Genomic DNA, 17,940 nt, shown 5'->3' on the forward strand with positions numbered 1-17,940 from the left:
GTCGCCCGTCCCGGACCCCGGCAGCCACGCGGTGTGTTGCAAGACCGACACAAAGCGTGGTCCGGGGTTCGGCACTGTCAGTGCCGCTGCGTAGGGTTTTGGAATCCGCGGACTCCGCGGCCAACCGGGGACAGCTTGAGAGGGGACAGCGCGTGACCGTCAACTTGACCAAGGGTCAGGCCATCAGTCTGCAGAAGAACGACGGAGGCTCGCTGACCGCGGTGCGGATGGGGCTGGGCTGGCAGGCCGCCCCCCGGCGCGGGCTCTTCGGCACGCGCACCCGGGAGATCGACCTCGACGCGTCCGCCGTGCTCTTCGCCGACAAGCAGCCCGTGGACGTCGTCTTCTTCCGCCACCTCGTGAGCGACGACGGCTCGGTGCGGCACACCGGTGACAACCTGGTCGGCGGTGCGGGCCAGGGCGGGGACGACGAGGCGATCCTCGTCGACCTGCAGCGTGTCCCGGTCCACATCGACCAGATCATCTTTACGGTGAACTCGTTCACGGGCCAGACGTTCCAGGAGGTGCAGAACGCGTTCTGCCGCCTCGTCGACGAGACCAACGGCCAGGAACTGGCCCGCTACACCCTTGCGGGCGGCGGCGCGTACACGGCGCAGATCATGGCCAAGGTTCACCGTGCGGGTGAGGGCTGGACGATGACGGCCCTCGGTACTCCGGCCAACGGCCGCACCTTCCAGGACCTGATGCCGGCGATCCTGCCGCATCTGTAGGCGGTCGAACGCCTGGGACACGAAGCGACATAGGGGGACAAGGCGATGACGGCCGAACTGGTCCGGGGGCAGAACCACCCGCTTCCCCAGGCCCGACTCGAGGTCCGGGTGTCGGCCGGCAAGCCGATCGTGGCGGGGGCCACGCTCAGCGACGCGGAGGGCAGGATACGCGGCACCGAGTGGGTGGCCCACCCCGGCGCGCCTGTACTGCCGGGCCTGGAGGTTTCCAGGCAGGCGGCGGCCGACCACCGTCTCGCCTTCGACCTCGACGCTCTGCCGGAGATCGTGCACCGGGTCACGGTGCTGCTCGCCCTGCCGACGGGAACGGGCGGCCCGCAGCGGTTCGGCGCCGTGGCCGCGCCCTTCGTCGCGGTCACCGGGCTCGACGGCGCCGAGGTCGCCAGCTACACCATCACCGGGCTGGATTCCGAGTCCGCCGTCATCGCGCTGGAGCTCTACCGTCGGCAGGGTGCGTGGAAGGTGCGCGCGGTCGGCCAGGGATACGCGGGCGGGCTCGCCGAGCTCCTCACGGACCAGGGCCTGTCCGAGGCCCGGCAACTCGCGGGCAGCATCAACGAGGCGGTGGTTCAGGGCCTGGCCCGCTCGGTGGCACCGCCTCCGCCGCGTCTGCCGGAAAGCGACCGGACACGGCCGACGCCGGCTCCTGCGGCGCCCCAGGGTGCCTCCGGCTCCGTTCCGCCGCAGCGCAATGCGCCCGACGTGCCGCAACAGGGATCCCCGTACGACCTCACCGGGGCGCCGAGCCCTGCCACCCACTCCGCATCCGACGGCCCGATCGACTACACCCATCCCCGCCGGCAGTCGGCGGCACCGCCGCCGCCTCCGCCGGCCGCACCCCCCGCCCCGCCCGGGCAGCCCGCACAGCCCGTCGCCGGTGACGCGACCGGCTGGTCCATGGAAGAGCGGCTGTACAACCAGGTGTGGGGCATGTTCGAGGACTTGGCGCGCACAGCGGCCGCGTACCGCAGTGCCGTCGACTTCGCCGATTCGCGTATGGAGCAGGAGCTGGACAAGGTCCTGTCCGATCCGCGCAGCCGGATCGGCGGACAGGGGGACGCCGCACGCCAGGCGGCGCAGGCCAAGCACACTCAGCTAGTCAGCCAGGCAAGGGCAGCACTCGACCGCGACCTCACCCAGCTCCTCGCTGAGTCGGGCGTCGTCGAGCCCGCCCTGCCTCCTGCGTTCGCGCGCTGGGACAACCCGGTCTGGCACGGCTACCGGGTGCCGATGGAGATTCCTATGGCCGTGCGACTCGGTGATCTGCACCTGCCCGAGTGCGAGAGCCTTCACATCCCCATGCTGATGAGGCTGCCGTTGGAGCGGGGGCTGTGGATCGACAGCGGTCGTTCCGGATCCCTGGACGCGCTGGCGGACCCGGACGAACTGCACCGCCTCGCCATGGAGACGGCGGTGGCGCACGCGGCCCGGCTGATCGCCGTCTATCCGGCGGGGGAGTTCGCGGTGCACGTCATCGACCCGGCAGGTTCGGGGGCCCCGGCGCTCGCACCCCTGGTGACATCGGGGGTGCTGGCCGCTCCGCCCGCCGCTGGCGCTGAGGGCGTGGCCGACATGCTCAGCAGACTGACCCAGCGCGTGGACCTGGTGCAGATGGCGGTGCGCGGCGGGGCGGCCGACGCGCTGCCGCCCGGCCTCGACACAGCTGAACAGCTCCTGATCGTGAACGACTTCCCCCACGGCTTCGACGACCGCGCCGTGACCCAGCTGCGTTACCTCGCTGACGAGGGACCGGCCGTGGGTGTCCATCTGATGATGGTTGCCGACCGGGAGGACGCGGCCGCCTACGGTCCGCTGCTCGATCCGCTGTGGCGGTCGCTGCTGCGGCTCACCCCTGGGCCTGACGATCACCTGGCGGACCCCTGGGTCGGTCACGCCTGGACGTATGAGCCGCCGCGTGTTCCGCGGGGCAGCCAGGTGCTCCATCAGGTGCTCGCCCGCATCGCCGAGACGCGCCGCTCCTGGAACCGATGAGGGCCCGGACTCGGTGACGGACTCTCACCAAGAGTAAGTAAAATGCTCTGACCAGCGGGCTTGGGTATTTCTTTACTGATCCCTTTACCTTTCCTTGGTGATTCGGGTACTCTCTTTCTCACGGAGGGGAGTACTCCCTACCTGCTGCGGCGTACCCGTCAATACGGATCGGCCAGATCCCGGGGCGTCGGCCCGCAACCGTCGAGCGCGCCATGCGCTTCCGGTTCCGCGGGTGGAAGAGACCTCCGGCAGCGACGACGCTGACAACTGCCGTGACGTACTGCCGGAGGCGCAGTGGATGTTTCCCTGACCCTGTGGGTCCTCACGATCGCGGGCCTCGCCGCCCTGATCGCGGTCGATTTCTTCATCGGCCGCAAGCCGCACGACGTATCGATCAAGGAAGCCGGCATCTGGACGCTCGTCTGGATCACCCTCGCCGGACTGTTCGGACTCGGCCTGCTCGTCTTCGGCGGCGGCCAGCCCGCCGGAGAGTTCTTCGCCGGCTTCATCACCGAGAAGTCGCTGAGCGTCGACAACCTCTTCGTCTTCGTCCTGATCATGGCGAAGTTCGCGGTGCCTTCGCAGTACCAACAGCGCGTACTCCTCGTCGGAGTGCTGATAGCCCTGGTGCTGCGGGCCGTCTTCATCGCCGCGGGTGCCGCCATCATCGCCTCCTTCTCCTGGGTCTTCTTCCTCTTCGGTGCCTTCCTGATCTGGACCGCCTGGAAGCTGATCCAGGAGGCCAGGTCCGATGAGGAGGACGAGGAGTACGAGGAGAACAGGCTGCTGAAGGCCGTCGAGCGCCGATTCGGCGTGGCCGACCGGTATCACGGCACCAAGCTGTGGATCCAGCAGAACGGCAAGCGAGTCATGACGCCGATGCTGGTCGTGATGCTTGCCATCGGCACCACGGACGTGCTTTTCGCGCTCGACTCCATACCGGCGATCTTCGGGCTGACCCAGGACCCATACATCGTCTTCACGGCCAACGCGTTCGCCCTGATGGGGTTGAGGCAGCTCTACTTCCTCATCGGCGGCCTGCTCAAGAAGCTGGTCCACCTCTCGTACGGACTGTCGGTCATCCTCGGCTTCATCGGCGTCAAGCTGGTGCTGCACGCTCTCCACGAGTCCGGGGTCCACGTACCCGAGATCTCCATACCGGTCTCGCTCGGCGTGATCTGCGCCGTCCTGATCGTCACGACGATCACCAGCCTGATGGCCTCCCGGAGGCAGCAGGCGGCAGCGGGCGAGGCGGAGGAGAACGCCGCGGGCGCTCCGAAGGACAGCGTCGAGGCCTGACTGTGCCGAGCGTCGACATCACCGGGTGCGCCATGGTGAACCCGCGAGTGTCCCTCGCGAGTTCACCGTGCGGAACGACAGCGACAGGACCGGAAATGCGGGCCCCGGGTACGTCTGGGAGGATCGCTGCATGATCGTCGGGGTCCGGTCCCTCGCGGTGCGGTGGACGGCCATCGTGCCCGTGGTCGCAGTGGTCCTGCTGGCCTTGACCTGGGGCAGCCATCTCCCGGCTGCGGTCGTGCCTCTGGTGACATTGGTGCTGGCCGGTTCCGTCCTGGCCGCGGTCCACCACGCCGAAGTGGTCGCGCACCGGGTCGGTGAGCCCTTCGGTTCGCTTGTGCTCGCCATCGCGGTCACGGTCATCGAGGTCGCGCTCATCGTCACCCTGATGGCGGACGGCGGCGCCAAGACCGCGAGCCTGGCCCGCGACACCGTCTTCGCGGCGGTGATGATCGCATGCAACGGGGTCGTGGGGCTGAGCCTGCTGGTCGCCTCACTGCGGCACGGGATCGCGGTCTTCAACCCCGAGGGCACCGGAGCCGCTCTCGCCACCGTCGCGACACTGGCCACCCTCAGCCTGGTCCTGCCGACTTTCACCACCAGCAAGCCCGGCCCCGAGTTCTCGGGGCCGCAGCTCACCTTCGCCGCACTCTCCTCGCTGGTTCTGTACGGCTTGTTCGTGACGACCCAGACCGTGCGGCACCGCGACTACTTCCTGCCGATCACCCGGCAGGGGGAGGTGATCACGGTGGACGACCATGCGCACGCACCCTCCACCCGGACCGCGGCCCGCAGTCTCGGCCTGCTCGGCCTCGCTCTCATCGGCGTCGTCGGACTCGCCAAAGGTGTCTCGCCCACTATCGAGTCCGGCGTTGCGGCGGCCGGCATGCCCCCGGCCGTCGTCGGCGTGATCATCGCACTTCTGGTGTTGCTGCCCGAGACCATCGCCGCACTGCGGTCGGCACGCCGCGACCGGGTCCAGACGAGCCTCAACCTCGCCCTCGGTTCGGCGATGGCCAGCATCGGCCTGACCATCCCCGCAGTCGCTTTGGCGTCCGTGTTCCTCTCCGGACCGCTCGTCCTCGGTCTCGGCCCTGTCCATATGGTGCTGCTCGCTCTGACCGTGGTCGTGAGTTCTCTGACCGTGGTCCCCGGGCGTGCGACGCCCCTTCAGGGAGGTGTGCATCTGGTGATCTTCGCGGCCTACCTCGAGCTGGCGGTCACCCCGTAGGCCTTGTCCTTCACCCGTGAGCCGGTTCCCTGACGGCGACCGGCACGGGACGGGTCTCGGGCAGCAGCGCGAAGCAACCCAGGCTGAGCACGGCCACGGCCGTCAGATAGGCGCCGACACCCCAGGGCACCCGGCCACCGTGCTCGGCCAGCGCGGTGGCCACGATCGGGGTGAGAGCGCCGCCGAGTACCCCTCCGAGGTTGTAGCCCACCGCCGCGCCCGTGCAGCGCACCCGGGGTTCGTACAGTTCCGGCAGATACGCGGCGACCACGGCGAACATCGTGATGAAGGCGAGCATCGCCTCCAGAAAACCCAGGGACATCAGCAGCAGCTTGCCCGTCGACAGCAGTGCGACCAGCGGGAACATCCACAGGACGGCGCCACCGCAGCCCGTGAGGCACAGCAGGCGCCGTCCGTCGCGGTCGCCCAGGAGGGCCAGCAGCGGAGTGAGGGCGCCTTGCACCACGACGACACCCATGACGCATGCCAGCATGACTGTTCGGTCGACACCTAGCCGCTGCGTCGCGTACGCGAGCGACCAGGTCGTCACGGCATAGAAGACCGCGTACCCGACCGCGAGGGCCCCGGCCGTCAGCAGGACGAGCCGCCAGTGCCGGCGTGCGACTTCGACGAGCGGCACGCGCGCATGGTCTTCGAGGTCCAGGAAGAGCGGACTTTCGGTGAGCGAACCGCGGAGCCAGAGCCCGGCGACGGCGAGGACCCCCGCCGCCCAGAACGGGATCCGCCACCCCCAGGCGGCGAACTGCGCCTCCGACAGCGTCGCCGACAGCCCCAGCATCACGCCGTTGGCCAGTACGAAGCCGAGCGAGGGACCCACCTGCGGAAAGCTCGACCACAGCACGCGACGCCGGGCCGGCGCGTGCTCGGCGACCAGCAGCACCGCGCCGCCCCACTCCCCACCGAGCCCGAGTCCTTGAAGAAAGCGCAACGCGAGCAGGAGCGCGGGAGCGGCCGTACCGATCGCCCCGTACGTCGGCAGACAGCCGACCGCCACGGTCGCGGCTCCGGTCAGCAACAAGGACGCCACGAGCACCGGCCGCCTTCCGCGCCGGTCCCCGATGTGACCGAACAGCACCGAGCCCAGCGGCCGCGCCAGGAAGCCGATCCCGAAGGTCCCGAACGCCGCCAGCGTGCCCGCCACCGGCGAGAACGTCGGGAAGAACAAGGGGCCGAGGACCAGGGCGGCCGCGGTCCCGTAGACGAAGAAGTCGTAGAACTCGATGGCCGTCCCCGCGAGCGAAGCGGCGGCGAGGTGGAGCAGGGAGGGAGCCCTTACGGTGCGTACATCGCGCATGTCGCGTCAACTACCCAGCGTGACAGGGAGTTACGGGGGCTTGCGGAGACTCGGCGCCCTGGATGGGTGAGGCGGGCGTGCGCCCGGTGTATCGGGGCGTCAGCAGGTGACAGTGATGCGGGGAAGCCCGGCCGACGGCGAGACGACGGCCACCCGGTCACCGGGGTTGAGCGAGGGCGGACACGGCGGGTGCGTCATGACGAAGGCCAAGAGACATCGTCCACCCGCCGCATCGTGATAGACCGGGGCTGAGCCGCGGTCCGACCTGGGCCGGCAGATCTCAACGGACCGGAGGAATTGTGCCCCGCACTCTCGCCAACGCCCCGATCATGGTCCTCAACGGTCCCAACCTGAACCTCCTCGGGCAGCGTCAGCCGGAGATCTACGGCTCCGACACACTGGCGGACGTCGAGGCCCTGTGTGTGAAGACGGCGGCCGCGCTCGGGGGCACGGTGGACTTCCGGCAGTCCAACCACGAGGGCGACCTGGTCGAGTGGATCCATGAGGCGCGACTGAACCACGCCGGGATCGTGATCAACCCGGCCGCCTACTCGCACACTTCCATCGCGCTTCTCGACGCGCTCAACACCTGCGACGGCCTGCCGGTGGTGGAGGTCCACATCTCCAACATCCACCAGCGCGAGCAGTTCCGTCACCACTCGTACGTCTCCCTGCGTGCCGACGGTGTCATCGCCGGATGCGGAGTACAGGGGTACGCGTTCGCGGTGGAGCGGGTCGCGGCACTTGCAGCGGCGGGCTCGCAAGATACATGACGGGCCGTCACCGGCAGGACGCACGCTGGTGAAGTCCGGTTGTCAGTGGCGGGTGCCACGATCGACGCATGAACTACTTCGATGGATCGACCGCTGCGGCCCCCCGTAGGAGCCGCGGCCTGCGACGCACCGGCTGGGTACCTACCGCCCAGCGGGCGACGAGGCGTTACCGCCTTCCCACTGGTTCGTGCACGCTCGTGGAGCCGCGGCGCTGGGCAGAGATACCGGAGGGAAGCGCGTTGCTGCCCTGAGCCGGGAGAAGCCGGCCTCCGTCGTCGAGCGCCTGTGTCTCAGAGCCGCCCCGCCTCCACGATTCGGCGCAGAAAGCGACGTGTACGCTCCTGCTGCGGATCGCCGAAGACCTGCTTGGCCATGCCCCGTTCAAGGACCACACCGCCGTCCAGGAAGCAGACCTGGTCGGCGACCTCGCGGGCGAAGCCCATTTCATGGGTGGCCAGGACCATGGTCATGCCGTCGCCCTTCAGGTCCCGGACAAGGGCGAGGACCTCGCCCACGAGTTCGGGGTCGAGGGCCGCGGTGACCTCGTCCAGGAGAAGCAGCCGTGGCCGTACGGCCAGCGCGCGCACGATGGCGACGCGCTGCTGCTGGCCGCCGCTCAGCCGGTCCGGGTACTCGGCCGCCTTGGCACCGAGCCCGAGCCGCTCGAGCAGCTCGCGGGCCTGCTCCTCGGCCGTCGCGCGGTCCACGCCGTGCACACGGCGCGGTGCGAGCGTGATGTTCTCCAGGACCGTCATGTGCGGGAAGAGGTTGTACGCCTGGAAGACCACGCCGATCCGGCGGCGGACTGCATCCTGATCGACGCGCGGGTCGGTGATCTCCTCGCCGTCCAGCCAGATGGCGCCGTCGTCGATGTCCTCCAGGAGGTTCGCGCAGCGCAGCAGCGTCGACTTGCCCGAGCCGGAGGCACCGATCAGGGCCGTCACCGTGTGCGGGGCGACCTGCAGATCGACCTCCCGCAAAACGACCGTGCCGCCGAAGGTCTTGCGGACGGACTCCATGCGCAGCACGGGCGAACGGGAAGCCCCGTCGCTCTCGTTGGCGTCCGACTTGTCGAGGATGTCGCTCACAGGTTCCCTCCCTGCGCCCGCTGCCGGTCCATCCGGGCGGTGACCCAGTCCGTGAAGCGGGTCATCGGGATGGTCAGCGCCACGAAGACGAGTCCCGCGACGATGTACGGCGTGTAGTTGAGGCTCCGGCCCACGATGATGTCGGCCGCCCGCACCGCGTCGACGGCGCCGCCGATCGAGACCAGCCCGGTGTCCTTCTGGAGGGACACGAGGTCGTTCAGCAGCGGCGGCACCTGACGGCGCACGGCCTGGGGGAGCACCACATGACGCAGTGCCTGCCGGTTGGTGAGGCCGAGCGAGCGGGCCGCAGCACGCTGCGAGGGGTGGACCGACTCGATGCCGGCGCGGAACACCTCGGCGACATACGCGGAGTACGTCAGCGTGAGCGCCGTCCCGCCGAGCAGCACCGGGTCGACGGTCACGCCCTGCAGGCGCAGCGCGGGGACGCCGAGCACCACGATCATCAGATTGATGATCAGCGGGAGTCCACGGAAGAAGTCGGTGTAGGCGGCGGCGAGCACGCGCAACGGGAAGAACACCGGCCCGCGCAGCGTGCGGGCGACGGCGATCAGCATGCCGAGGACGAGGACCGCGACTCCGCACACCAGCAGCAGGCGGACGTTGAGCCACAGCCCCTCGAGGACCTTGGGGAGCGCCTCGCGTGCGTACTGAGCGCTGAAGAACGTCTCCTTGGTGCGAGGCCACCCGGGCGCGTTGACGACGACCAGATAGAGGACGACGCCGGTGATCAGGGTCGAGAGTGCGGCGACGGCCGTCGCACGGCGGGCGCGGGCGCGCCGGTGACGCTCCCGCTCCAGCCGCCGCTGGGAGGGGACATATGTGTCGCCCCCGTCGGGCATGTCCGTCGTGCCGTCCCCGGCGACTGTGGCGTCCTCGCCGGAGTCCTCTCCCGACTCCTCCTTGGCGACCGTCACTTGAGCACCGGAGCGTCGACGGCGTCGGAGAGCCACTGCTGCTCGAGCTTCGCCAGCGTGCGGTCCTTGCGCAGCGCGTCCACGGCGGAGCTCACACACCGGGTAAGAGCGCTGCCCTTGTCGAGCACCAGTCCGAACTGCTCTCGCGTACCGCCCTGGTTCTCGAACTGGCCGACGATCTTCGCATCGGTCACTTCGGCCGCGGTGATGTAGAAGGCGGTCGGCAGGTCGGTGACGATGGCGTCGACCTGACCGTTCTTCAGGGCCGACTTGGCCTGGTCGTTCTTGGCGTAGACGGCCGGCTGCTGCTTCGGCTTCACCACGTCGGCGATGTAGCCGAGGCTGGTGGTGCCGACCTGTGCGCCCAGCTTGACGTCCTGCAGGTCCGCGATGCTCTTCGCCTGCGCGGCCTTGGAACCCTTCAGCGCGATGACGGCCTGACGGACGTCGTAGTAGCCGGACGAGAAATCGACGGCCTTCTTGCGCTCCTCGCTGATCGACACCTGATTGATGTCGAAGTCGAAGGTCTTCACACCCGGCGCGAAGGCCTTGTTGAACGGAACGGTCTGCCAGACAACGGCGTTCCTGTCGTAGCCGAGTTGCTTCGCCACGGCGTAGGCGACCGCCGACTCGAAGCCCTCGCCGTTGGACGGCTTGTCGTCCTTGAACCAGGGCTCGTAGGCGGGCTCGTCGGTCGCGATCGTCAGTTTGCCGGACGTCTTCGTGGCCAATTCGCCCTTCGTGCAGGCCCCGGCGCTCGTCCCGGAGGCCCCGGCGTGAGCGTTCTCCTCGGGCTGCGGGGCGCAGCCCACGGCGAGAGCCAGCAGGGCGACGGTGGTGCCGGACGCGGCACGGCGCAGGGCGTGTTGGGCGAGTCGCATGGCGGGAGAGTGACAGCGCGACATCTGGTTTGTCGAGGTCATCCGGGCAACTGTCCGCATGGTGGGAGCGGGTGTTGCACTCATGTGAACGCGCGGTCGTGCGCCCGGGCCGGGGCCGCCGGTCGAGGGCGGGATCGAGGGACCGGCGGCCCGTGCCACGCAGGAGCCGTCATCCTGCGCGGGGCTGCTTCCAGTTGAGCGTGTAATCAGAGGCGGGGGGAGCGCGCGCGAGCCCTCAGCGCGTGCGAACGATTCACACGGGGCGCGTACGTGGGTTCTCGCGCGGCGTGTTGGTGCACTCCGAGCGCGCGGGACGCTCTCCTCGCGCCCGGGCGCTCACCACGCTCGCGCGTTCAGTACTCTTGTGCGCCCCCGCTCAGCACAACACGCTCTCAGCAGTCCCATACGAACCCGCGCTCACCACTCCCGCGCGATCGCGCTCACCACCCTCGCGCGTGCCACTCCGGAAGGTGCGGGCGCTCGGTGCCCAGCGTGGTGTCGTTACCGTGCCCGGGGTAGACCCAGGTCTCGTCCGGAAGCACGTCGAAGATCTTCGTCTCGACGTCGTGGATCAGACGGGCGAAGGCCTTGGCGTCCTTGTGCGTGTTGCCGACCCCGCCGGGGAAGAGGCAGTCCCCGGTGAACACGTGCGGGTGTCCGTGCGGGTCGTCGTAGACGAGCGCGATCGAGCCCGGCGTGTGGCCGACCAGATGACGCGCGGTCAGCTCGACCTGCCCCACCCGGATCGTGTCGCCGTCGTCGACCGGGACGTCCGTGGGGACGGGAATTCCCTCGGCGTCTTGACGCCCCGCGTACGTCCGTGCCCCCGTGGCCGCCACGACCTCGGCGAGGGCCTGCCAGTGGTCGCCGTGCCGGTGCGTGGTGACGACGGACGCGATGCCGTCGTCACCGATCATGCCGAGCAGTGTGTGCGCGTCGTTGGCCGCGTCGATCAGCAACTGTTCGTCGGTGGCCCGGCAACGCAGCAGATAGGCGTTGTTGTCCATGGGACCGACCGCGATCTTGGTGATCATCAGGTCCTTCAGCTCGTGCACGTCGGCCGGCCCGCCGACGGTCACTGCTCCGCTGTACGTCATGGCTGTCAGCCTACCGATGAGGTCACAGCGGGGGCAGCGCGGGCAGTGCCGTGCTCCGGCCGAGTGCGGTCAGGCCGTCGCCCCGGGTGCGTCCGGAGAGCCAGCCCAGCAGCGCGTGGGCGGGGCCGGACACGGTGAGCGGCTCGGAGTCGGCCTGCCGGCCGGTGCGCCGGACGGGACGGCCCGGGTCCTCCGCCACGGACAGCGTGATGCCCGGGACCTCGGGATGGTCCCTGAAGCGGTCGGCCAGGAAGTCGATCTCCCGGTCCGCGAACTCTGCGGGCACATCCTCCAGCTCGTAGCCGATCCCGAGGTCGACGTGGTGCAGTTCGACCTCGGCCCACCGCCGGAAGGGCAGCCGGGCCGCCGAGTCCGTGACTCCGTTGCGCAGTTCCACCGTGCGGGACCAGTCCGCGGGCGCGACCTCGGTCTCATGGAAACGGGCCGCGCTCTCGCGCAGGTCGGTGAGCTGGATGTCCAGGGGCCGCGGGGCGCCGCGCTCGATGTCGGCGTCCCGGGCCTCGCCGGAGACATACATGGGACGCCCTTGCAGGACGTTGACGAGTGCGTCCGCGTTACGGGCGAGGTGGGCGAGGACATGACCGCGGGTCCAGCCCGGCAGCCGTGACGGCTCGGCCAGCACGGCGTTGTCCAGTTTGGAGACTGCGGTCAGCAGTCGTTCGGTCGCGTCACGTACAGACGCCAGGTCGTGCGCGTGATCAATCATGAGGCGACCCTAGCCTCCGCCACTCCTTCGGGTGAAGGACGCGGACCACCCCCGCAAATCGAATGCACGTGCTATAGGGTCGAGTGCGGCGTCGGGCATGCTGGATAGCCCGGGATTGTTATGAACCCAGGAATCCGACCGGCGTTGTCAGTGGCTCCCCCTAGTCTGAGAAACACGGGGGCCTCGCCCCTGTCGCTTCTCTCAAGAAAGGTGCGGACCGGCGTGGCCGACCGTCTCATCGTCCGTGGCGCGCGCGAGCACAATCTGAAGAATGTCTCGCTCGACCTGCCGCGTGACGCGCTCATCGTCTTCACGGGCCTGTCGGGGTCGGGCAAGTCCTCGCTGGCCTTCGACACGATCTTCGCCGAGGGTCAGCGACGTTACGTGGAGTCGCTGTCCTCGTACGCTCGGCAGTTCCTCGGGCAGATGGACAAGCCGGACGTCGACTTCATCGAGGGGCTCTCGCCGGCGGTCTCCATCGACCAGAAGTCGACCTCACGCAATCCGCGTTCGACGGTCGGCACGATCACCGAGGTCTACGACTACCTCCGTCTGCTCTTCGCGCGGATCGGCAAGCCCCACTGTCCCGAGTGCGGCCGTCCCATCTCGCGCCAGTCGCCGCAGGCCATCGTTGACAAGGTCCTGGAGCTTCCGGAGGGGAGCCGCTTCCAGGTGCTCTCACCGCTGGTGCGCGAGCGCAAGGGAGAGTTCGTCGACCTCTTCGCGGACCTGCAGACCAAGGGTTACAGCCGTGCGCGTGTGGACGGGGAGACGATCCAGCTCTCCAGCCCGCCCACGCTGAAGAAGCAGGAGAAGCACACCATCGAGGTGGTCGTCGACCGCCTCACGGTGAAGGACTCCGCCAAGCGTCGCCTCACCGACTCCGTGGAGACGGCGCTCGGCCTGTCGGGCGGCATGGTGGTGCTCGACTTCGTCGACCTCCCCGAGGACGACCCCGAGCGCGAGCGCATGTACTCGGAGCACCTGTACTGCCCGTACGACGACCTGTCCTTCGAGGAACTGGAGCCCCGCTCCTTCTCCTTCAACTCGCCCTTCGGCGCCTGCCCCGAGTGCACCGGCATCGGCACGCGCATGGAGGTCGACCCCGAGCTGATCGTTCCGGACCCGGACAAGACCCTCGACGAGGGTGCCATCCACCCCTGGTCGCACGGACACACCAAGGACTACTTCGGCCGTCTCATCGGGGCCCTGGCGGACGCGCTGGGATTCCGCACCGACATCTCCTTCGCGGGACTGCCGCAGCGCGCCAAGAAGGCCCTGCTCCACGGCCACAAGACGCAGATCGAGGTCCGCTACCGGAACCGGTACGGGCGCGAGCGCGTGTACACCACGCCTTTCGAAGGCGCCGTCCCCTTCGTCAAGCGCCGGCACAGCGAGGCCGAGAGCGACGCCAGCCGGGAGCGCTTCGAGGGCTACATGCGCGAGGTGCCCTGTCCCACCTGTCAGGGCACGCGTCTCAAGCCGGTCGTCCTGGCGGTCACGATCATGGGCAGGTCGATCGCGGAGATCTCCGCCATGTCGATCAGCGATTGCGCGGAGTTCCTGGGTGAGCTGACGCTCGACGCCCGCGACAAGAAGATCGCCGAGCGCGTCCTGAAGGAGGTCAACGAGCGGCTGCGGTTCCTGGTGGACGTCGGACTCGACTACCTCTCGCTGAACCGCGCGGCCGGCACGCTCTCCGGCGGCGAGGCCCAGCGCATCCGCCTCGCCACCCAGATCGGCTCCGGCCTCGTCGGCGTCCTGTACGTGCTCGACGAGCCGTCCATCGGTCTGCACCAGCGTGACAACCACCGGCTGATCGAGACCCTGGTCCGGCTGCGCGACATGGGCAACACGCTCATCGTCGTGGAGCACGACGAGGACACGATCAAGGTCGCCGACTGGGTCGTCGACATCGGTCCCGGCGCGGGTGAGCACGGCGGCAAGGTCGTGCACAGCGGCTCCCTGAAGGAACTGCTCGCCAACGACGAGTCGCAGACCGGCCAGTACCTGTCGGGCAAGAAGTCCATCCCGCTGCCCGACATCCGGCGACCGCGCGACCCGTCCCGGCAGCTCACCGTGCACGGCGCCCGTGAGAACAACCTCCAGGACATCGATGTGTCCTTCCCGCTAGGCGTGTTCACGGCCGTCACGGGTGTCTCCGGCTCCGGAAAGTCGACACTGGTCAACGACATCCTCTACACCCACCTGGCCCGCGAGCTGAACGGTGCGAGGAACGTCCCCGGGCGGCACACGCGTGTGGACGGCGACGACCTCGTCGACAAGGTCGTGCACGTCGACCAGTCGCCCATCGGCCGCACCCCGCGATCGAACCCGGCGACCTACACCGGCGTCTTCGACCACATCCGCAAGCTGTTCGCCGAGACCACCGAGGCGAAGGTCCGCGGCTACATGCCCGGCCGCTTCTCCTTCAACGTCAAGGGCGGCCGCTGCGAGAACTGCGCGGGCGACGGCACCATCAAGATCGAGATGAACTTCCTCCCGGACGTCTACGTCCCGTGCGAGGTCTGCCACGGCGCCCGCTACAACCGGGAGACCCTGGAGGTCCACTACAAGGGCAAGTCCATCGCCGAGGTCCTGAACATGCCGATCGAGGAGGCCCTGCACTTCTTCGAGGCCGTTCCGGCGATCGCCCGCCATCTGAACACGCTGCACGACGTCGGTCTCGGCTACGTCCGCCTCGGCCAGTCGGCGACCACCCTGTCCGGCGGTGAGGCCCAGCGTGTGAAGCTCGCCAGTGAACTGCAGAAGCGATCCACCGGACGCACGGTCTATGTCCTGGACGAGCCGACCACCGGTCTGCACTTCGAGGACATCAGCAAGCTGCTGAGGGTGCTCGGTGGACTGGTCGAGAAGGGCAACACGGTCATCGTCATCGAGCACAACCTCGACGTGATCAAGACTGCCGACTGGATCGTCGACATGGGTCCCGAGGGCGGCGCGGGCGGCGGTCTCGTGGTGGCCGAGGGCACGCCCGAGGAGGTCGCGGGGGTCCCGTCCAGCCACACCGGGAAGTTCCTGCGGGAGGTCCTCGGCGCGGAGCGCGTCAGCGATGCCGCATCCGTGAAGGCCCCTCGCAAGGCGGTCGCGAAGACGGTCGCCGCCACGTCGAAGGCGACGAAGACGGCAACGGCAAGGACGGTGAAGACCGCCAACAACACGGCGGCCAAGAAGCCGGCCGGCGCGACGAAGAAGGCAGCCCCCGCGAAGAAGACCACACGGGCACGCAAGGCCTGATAAACCCGGACGAAAAGCCCGGAACACCCGGTGCCCCGCGGGAACGCCCCGCGGGGCACCGCGCGTTGGGCTGCCGGGGCTGCCGGGGCTGCCGGGGCTGCCGGGGCTGCCGGGGCTGCCGGGGCTGCCGGGGCTGCCGGGGCTGCCGGGGCTGCCGGGGCTGCCGGGGCTGCCGGAGTAGACGGAGCCCGCGGGTGCCTGTCTCGCCGGCCACCTGCCGGCAGACGAGACCACGGCGCTGGCCCGGACCCGGCCGGGCGGCGCGCACTCGGCGCCCTACCGGCAGAGGCTTGCCGCCCCACCGGCAGGGGCCTGGCGAACGAGGCCCGGTGAACCCGGGCTAGAGGCCGGTCGGTTCGGATAGTTCGGATGCGTACGGGGGCTCCGCACCGGCCCGGGAGCAGGTGATCGCTGCGGCGCGGGCCGCGAAGCCCAGCAGTTCGGTCCAGCCGTCGGCGTCCAGCGCGTCCAGTGCGGCGGGGGAGAGGGCGTCGCGGGCAGCCAGGCCATGCAGCAGCGCCGCGTTGACGGTGTCGCCCGCGCCGATCGTGTCCACGACGGCGACCGGCACACCAGGCACGGAGTGCTCCGCCCCGGCCCGGGTGAAGACCGTCAGTCCGTCTCCGCCGTGGGTGATCACGACAGCGGTCGGGCCGGAGGCCAGCCACTCGCGGGGTGTGCCGCCCAGCCACTCCGCGTCCTCCGCCGAGAGCTTCAGCAGGGACACCGCCGGCAGCCAGCTCTTGAACCTGGCCCGGTACGCGTCCGGGTCCGGGATCAGCACCACGCGGATGTTCGGGTCGAGAGTCGTGAAGACGCCCTGGGCGGCGGCGCTGCGCATCAGCTCCTCGTACGCGCTCGCCCCCGGTTCCAGGACGAGGGAGCAGGTGCCGAACGAGACGGCCCGGGTGCCCTGTGGAAGGCCGGCCGGTGCGGTGAAGAGCCGGTCGGCGGTGCCGTCGACGTAGAAGGAGTACGCGGCCGAGCCGTTCTCGTCGACGGTGGCCACCGCCAGCGTGGTCGGCTCGGTGCCGCGTTGGACGGCCGAGACGTCCACGCCCGCCCGGCGCAACCCGTCGAGCAGGGCTTCCCCGAAGGCGTCGGAGGAGGTGCGGGAGCAGAAGGCCGTGGGAGATCCGAGCCGGCCGAGCGCGACGGCGGTGTTGTACGGGCCGCCGCCCAGCACTGGTTTGAGGGGCGCGAGCGCGCCCGTCCCTTGGGGGACCAGGTCGATCAGGGCCTCACCGGCGACGACGATCACGAGACATTTCCCTTCTCGGAGGGGGTGTCGGGACAGCCGCACGAGGTGCGGTGGACGAACGCGCAGGGCAGCCGCACGGTGCGCGAGGCACGGCCAGGGGACTCCATACGGTCCAGCAGCAGCCGCACGGCCCGGGCGCCGATCTCCTTGCTCGGCTGGGAGATCGCCGTGAGCCGGGGGGAGAACAGATCGGCCCAGGCGAAGTCGTCGAAGCAGCACAGTGCCAGGTCCTCCGGCACGGACAGACCGCGGTCGCCCAGGGTGCGCAGCGCGCCGATGGTCATCGCGTTGTTGCCGGTGACCAGGGCTGTCGGAGGCGCCGCCAGTGACAGCAGGGCAGCGGTGGCCCGTTCAGCACCTGCGGCCGCCGAAGCGCCGTGCACCACCAGCCGCTCGTCATGGGCCAGCCCCGCGGCTGCCAGGCCTTGCCGGTAGCCGCTGATCCGCTCGGTCGTCGTGCTGAGCCCGGGCAGACCCGCAACGAGACCGATGCGCCGGTGGCCGAGCCCGGCGAGATGGGTGACCAGCCAGGCCATGGGTTCGGCGTTCTCGGAGCAGATCTGGTCGAACCGGAAGCGAGTCCCTTGCCTGTATCGCTCGGACCCGTTTCCGGTGGGCTGTCTTGGAGGCGTGCCCGGGAGGACGGTGCCGGTGGCGAGCCGGTCCGCGTCCACCAGCCGGTCGAGGAACACGGTCGGCACGGCATGCCGTGCGAGATGGGCGAGAAGTCCGTCAGGGTTCGCCGAGGGCGCGACGATCACTCCGTCGACGCGGCGCTCGTGCAGGAGCCGTACGGCCTTGCGCTCGTGTTCCGGGTCGTCGTGCGGATCGGCGATCAGCAGACTGAAACCGTGCTCAAGGGCTTCGGCCTCGACGCCTTGGAGGATCTCCGTGAAGTAGGGGTTGCTGATCGCCGACACCGCGAGCCCGATGGACCGGGTACGAGACGTCACCAGGGAACGGGCGAGTGTGTTCGGCGTGTAGCCCAGTGCGTCGACGGCGTCCAGCACCGCCTGACGGGTGTGGGGCAGCACCGGCCGGGTGTCGTTGAGGACATGCGAGACGGTGGCGACGGACACACCGGCGCTCCGTGCGACATCGGCCATGGTTGCCATCGCGTCCCCTCCTCGGACCGCCTGGCCGGGAAAGCTATCCCATTCGGCGGTCGACGTAAACGCTTGCGCAAGCGTTTACGCCTCCCACCCGCCCTCATGCTGTCTTGTGGCTTTGTCTTCATGTAGCTCTGTCTCCTCGCCACCCCTGACCGAGCCCCGCCGCGGCCTATGGCGTGAGCCCCGCCCCAGCGCGCGAGCCCCGGCCACCGCCCAGCGCGG

14 protein-coding genes are annotated in these 17,940 nt (G+C 69.5%); 6 read left to right on the forward strand and 8 right to left on the reverse strand.

All coding sequences use genetic code 11. The features are described from left to right. The first annotated feature begins 152 nt into the window (after positions 1-152). The 4 genes from ACQEXA_RS40670 (at position 153) to ACQEXA_RS40685 (ending at position 5,271) form a co-directional block, all read left to right on the forward strand. Positions 153-731, forward strand: a complete 579-nt coding sequence (locus tag ACQEXA_RS40670) for a TerD family protein (protein WP_359392329.1) — start codon at positions 153-155, stop codon at positions 729-731. 45 nt (positions 732-776) lie between these two features. Further along, positions 777-2,741 carry a TerD family protein gene (locus ACQEXA_RS40675; protein ID WP_432926444.1) on the forward strand — a complete coding sequence of 655 codons (1,965 nt, stop codon included), beginning with the start codon at positions 777-779 and terminating at the stop codon, positions 2,739-2,741. A 294-nt stretch (positions 2,742-3,035) separates the two neighbouring features. Beyond that, a complete protein-coding gene (locus ACQEXA_RS40680) occupies positions 3,036-4,040 on the forward strand; it encodes a TerC/Alx family metal homeostasis membrane protein (RefSeq protein ID WP_432926442.1) in 1,005 nt (334 codons plus the stop codon). 130 nt (positions 4,041-4,170) lie between these two features. Then, positions 4,171-5,271: a calcium:proton antiporter gene (locus ACQEXA_RS40685; protein ID WP_432926440.1), complete on the forward strand. Its 1,101-nt coding sequence runs from the start codon at positions 4,171-4,173 to the stop codon at positions 5,269-5,271. Between the two features lie 10 nt (positions 5,272-5,281). Here the strand turns inward: ACQEXA_RS40685 and ACQEXA_RS40690 are convergent, their stop codons facing one another. Further along, the gene (locus ACQEXA_RS40690; protein WP_433132562.1) at positions 5,282-6,586 is read right to left on the reverse strand and encodes an MFS transporter; all 1,305 of its coding nucleotides are present in this window, start codon (positions 6,584-6,586) and stop codon (positions 5,282-5,284) included. Between the two features lie 299 nt (positions 6,587-6,885). On the opposite strand from ACQEXA_RS40690, the gene aroQ reads away from it, so the two are divergent. Then, a complete protein-coding gene (gene aroQ / locus ACQEXA_RS40695) occupies positions 6,886-7,359 on the forward strand; it encodes a type II 3-dehydroquinate dehydratase (protein ID WP_432926437.1) in 474 nt (157 codons plus the stop codon). A 290-nt stretch (positions 7,360-7,649) separates the two neighbouring features. Here the strand turns inward: aroQ and ACQEXA_RS40700 are convergent, their stop codons facing one another. The 5 genes from ACQEXA_RS40700 to ACQEXA_RS40720 all read right to left on the reverse strand — a co-directional run bounded on the left by ACQEXA_RS40700 (position 7,650) and on the right by ACQEXA_RS40720 (position 12,087). Next, on the reverse strand, positions 7,650-8,378 hold the full coding sequence (locus ACQEXA_RS40700; protein WP_433134731.1) for an amino acid ABC transporter ATP-binding protein: 729 nt from the start codon (positions 8,376-8,378) through the stop codon (positions 7,650-7,652). 65 nt (positions 8,379-8,443) lie between these two features. Next, positions 8,444-9,382: an amino acid ABC transporter permease gene (locus tag ACQEXA_RS40705; protein WP_432926435.1), complete on the reverse strand. Its 939-nt coding sequence runs from the start codon at positions 9,380-9,382 to the stop codon at positions 8,444-8,446. Further along, the gene (locus ACQEXA_RS40710; RefSeq protein WP_432926433.1) at positions 9,379-10,263 is read right to left on the reverse strand and encodes an ABC transporter substrate-binding protein; all 885 of its coding nucleotides are present in this window, start codon (positions 10,261-10,263) and stop codon (positions 9,379-9,381) included. Before ACQEXA_RS40710 ends, ACQEXA_RS40705 begins: the two co-directional genes overlap by 4 nt. A gap of 440 nt (positions 10,264-10,703) precedes the next feature. Continuing rightward, positions 10,704-11,360, reverse strand: coding sequence for an MBL fold metallo-hydrolase (locus ACQEXA_RS40715; protein ID WP_359392347.1), 657 nt, complete (start codon positions 11,358-11,360; stop codon positions 10,704-10,706). Between the two features lie 22 nt (positions 11,361-11,382). Continuing rightward, positions 11,383-12,087: a maleylpyruvate isomerase family mycothiol-dependent enzyme gene (locus ACQEXA_RS40720; protein ID WP_433132564.1), complete on the reverse strand. Its 705-nt coding sequence runs from the start codon at positions 12,085-12,087 to the stop codon at positions 11,383-11,385. A gap of 222 nt (positions 12,088-12,309) precedes the next feature. Here ACQEXA_RS40720 and uvrA point away from each other — a divergent pair, with 222 nt between their 5' ends. Further along, a complete protein-coding gene (gene uvrA / locus ACQEXA_RS40725) occupies positions 12,310-15,345 on the forward strand; it encodes an excinuclease ABC subunit UvrA (protein ID WP_433132566.1) in 3,036 nt (1,011 codons plus the stop codon). A 340-nt stretch (positions 15,346-15,685) separates the two neighbouring features. Here the strand turns inward: uvrA and ACQEXA_RS40730 are convergent, their stop codons facing one another. Together ACQEXA_RS40730 and ACQEXA_RS40735 are read right to left on the reverse strand one after the other, a co-directional pair. Next, a complete protein-coding gene (locus tag ACQEXA_RS40730) occupies positions 15,686-16,606 on the reverse strand; it encodes a carbohydrate kinase family protein (RefSeq protein WP_433132568.1) in 921 nt (306 codons plus the stop codon). Next, positions 16,603-17,721, reverse strand: coding sequence for a LacI family DNA-binding transcriptional regulator (locus ACQEXA_RS40735; RefSeq protein ID WP_433132570.1), 1,119 nt, complete (start codon positions 17,719-17,721; stop codon positions 16,603-16,605). Before ACQEXA_RS40735 ends, ACQEXA_RS40730 begins: the two co-directional genes overlap by 4 nt. Positions 17,722-17,940 lie beyond the last annotated feature (219 nt).

It is taken from the genome of Streptomyces sp. CA-106110, from assembly GCF_050936285.1.
GTDB lineage: Bacteria > Actinomycetota > Actinomycetes > Streptomycetales > Streptomycetaceae > Streptomyces.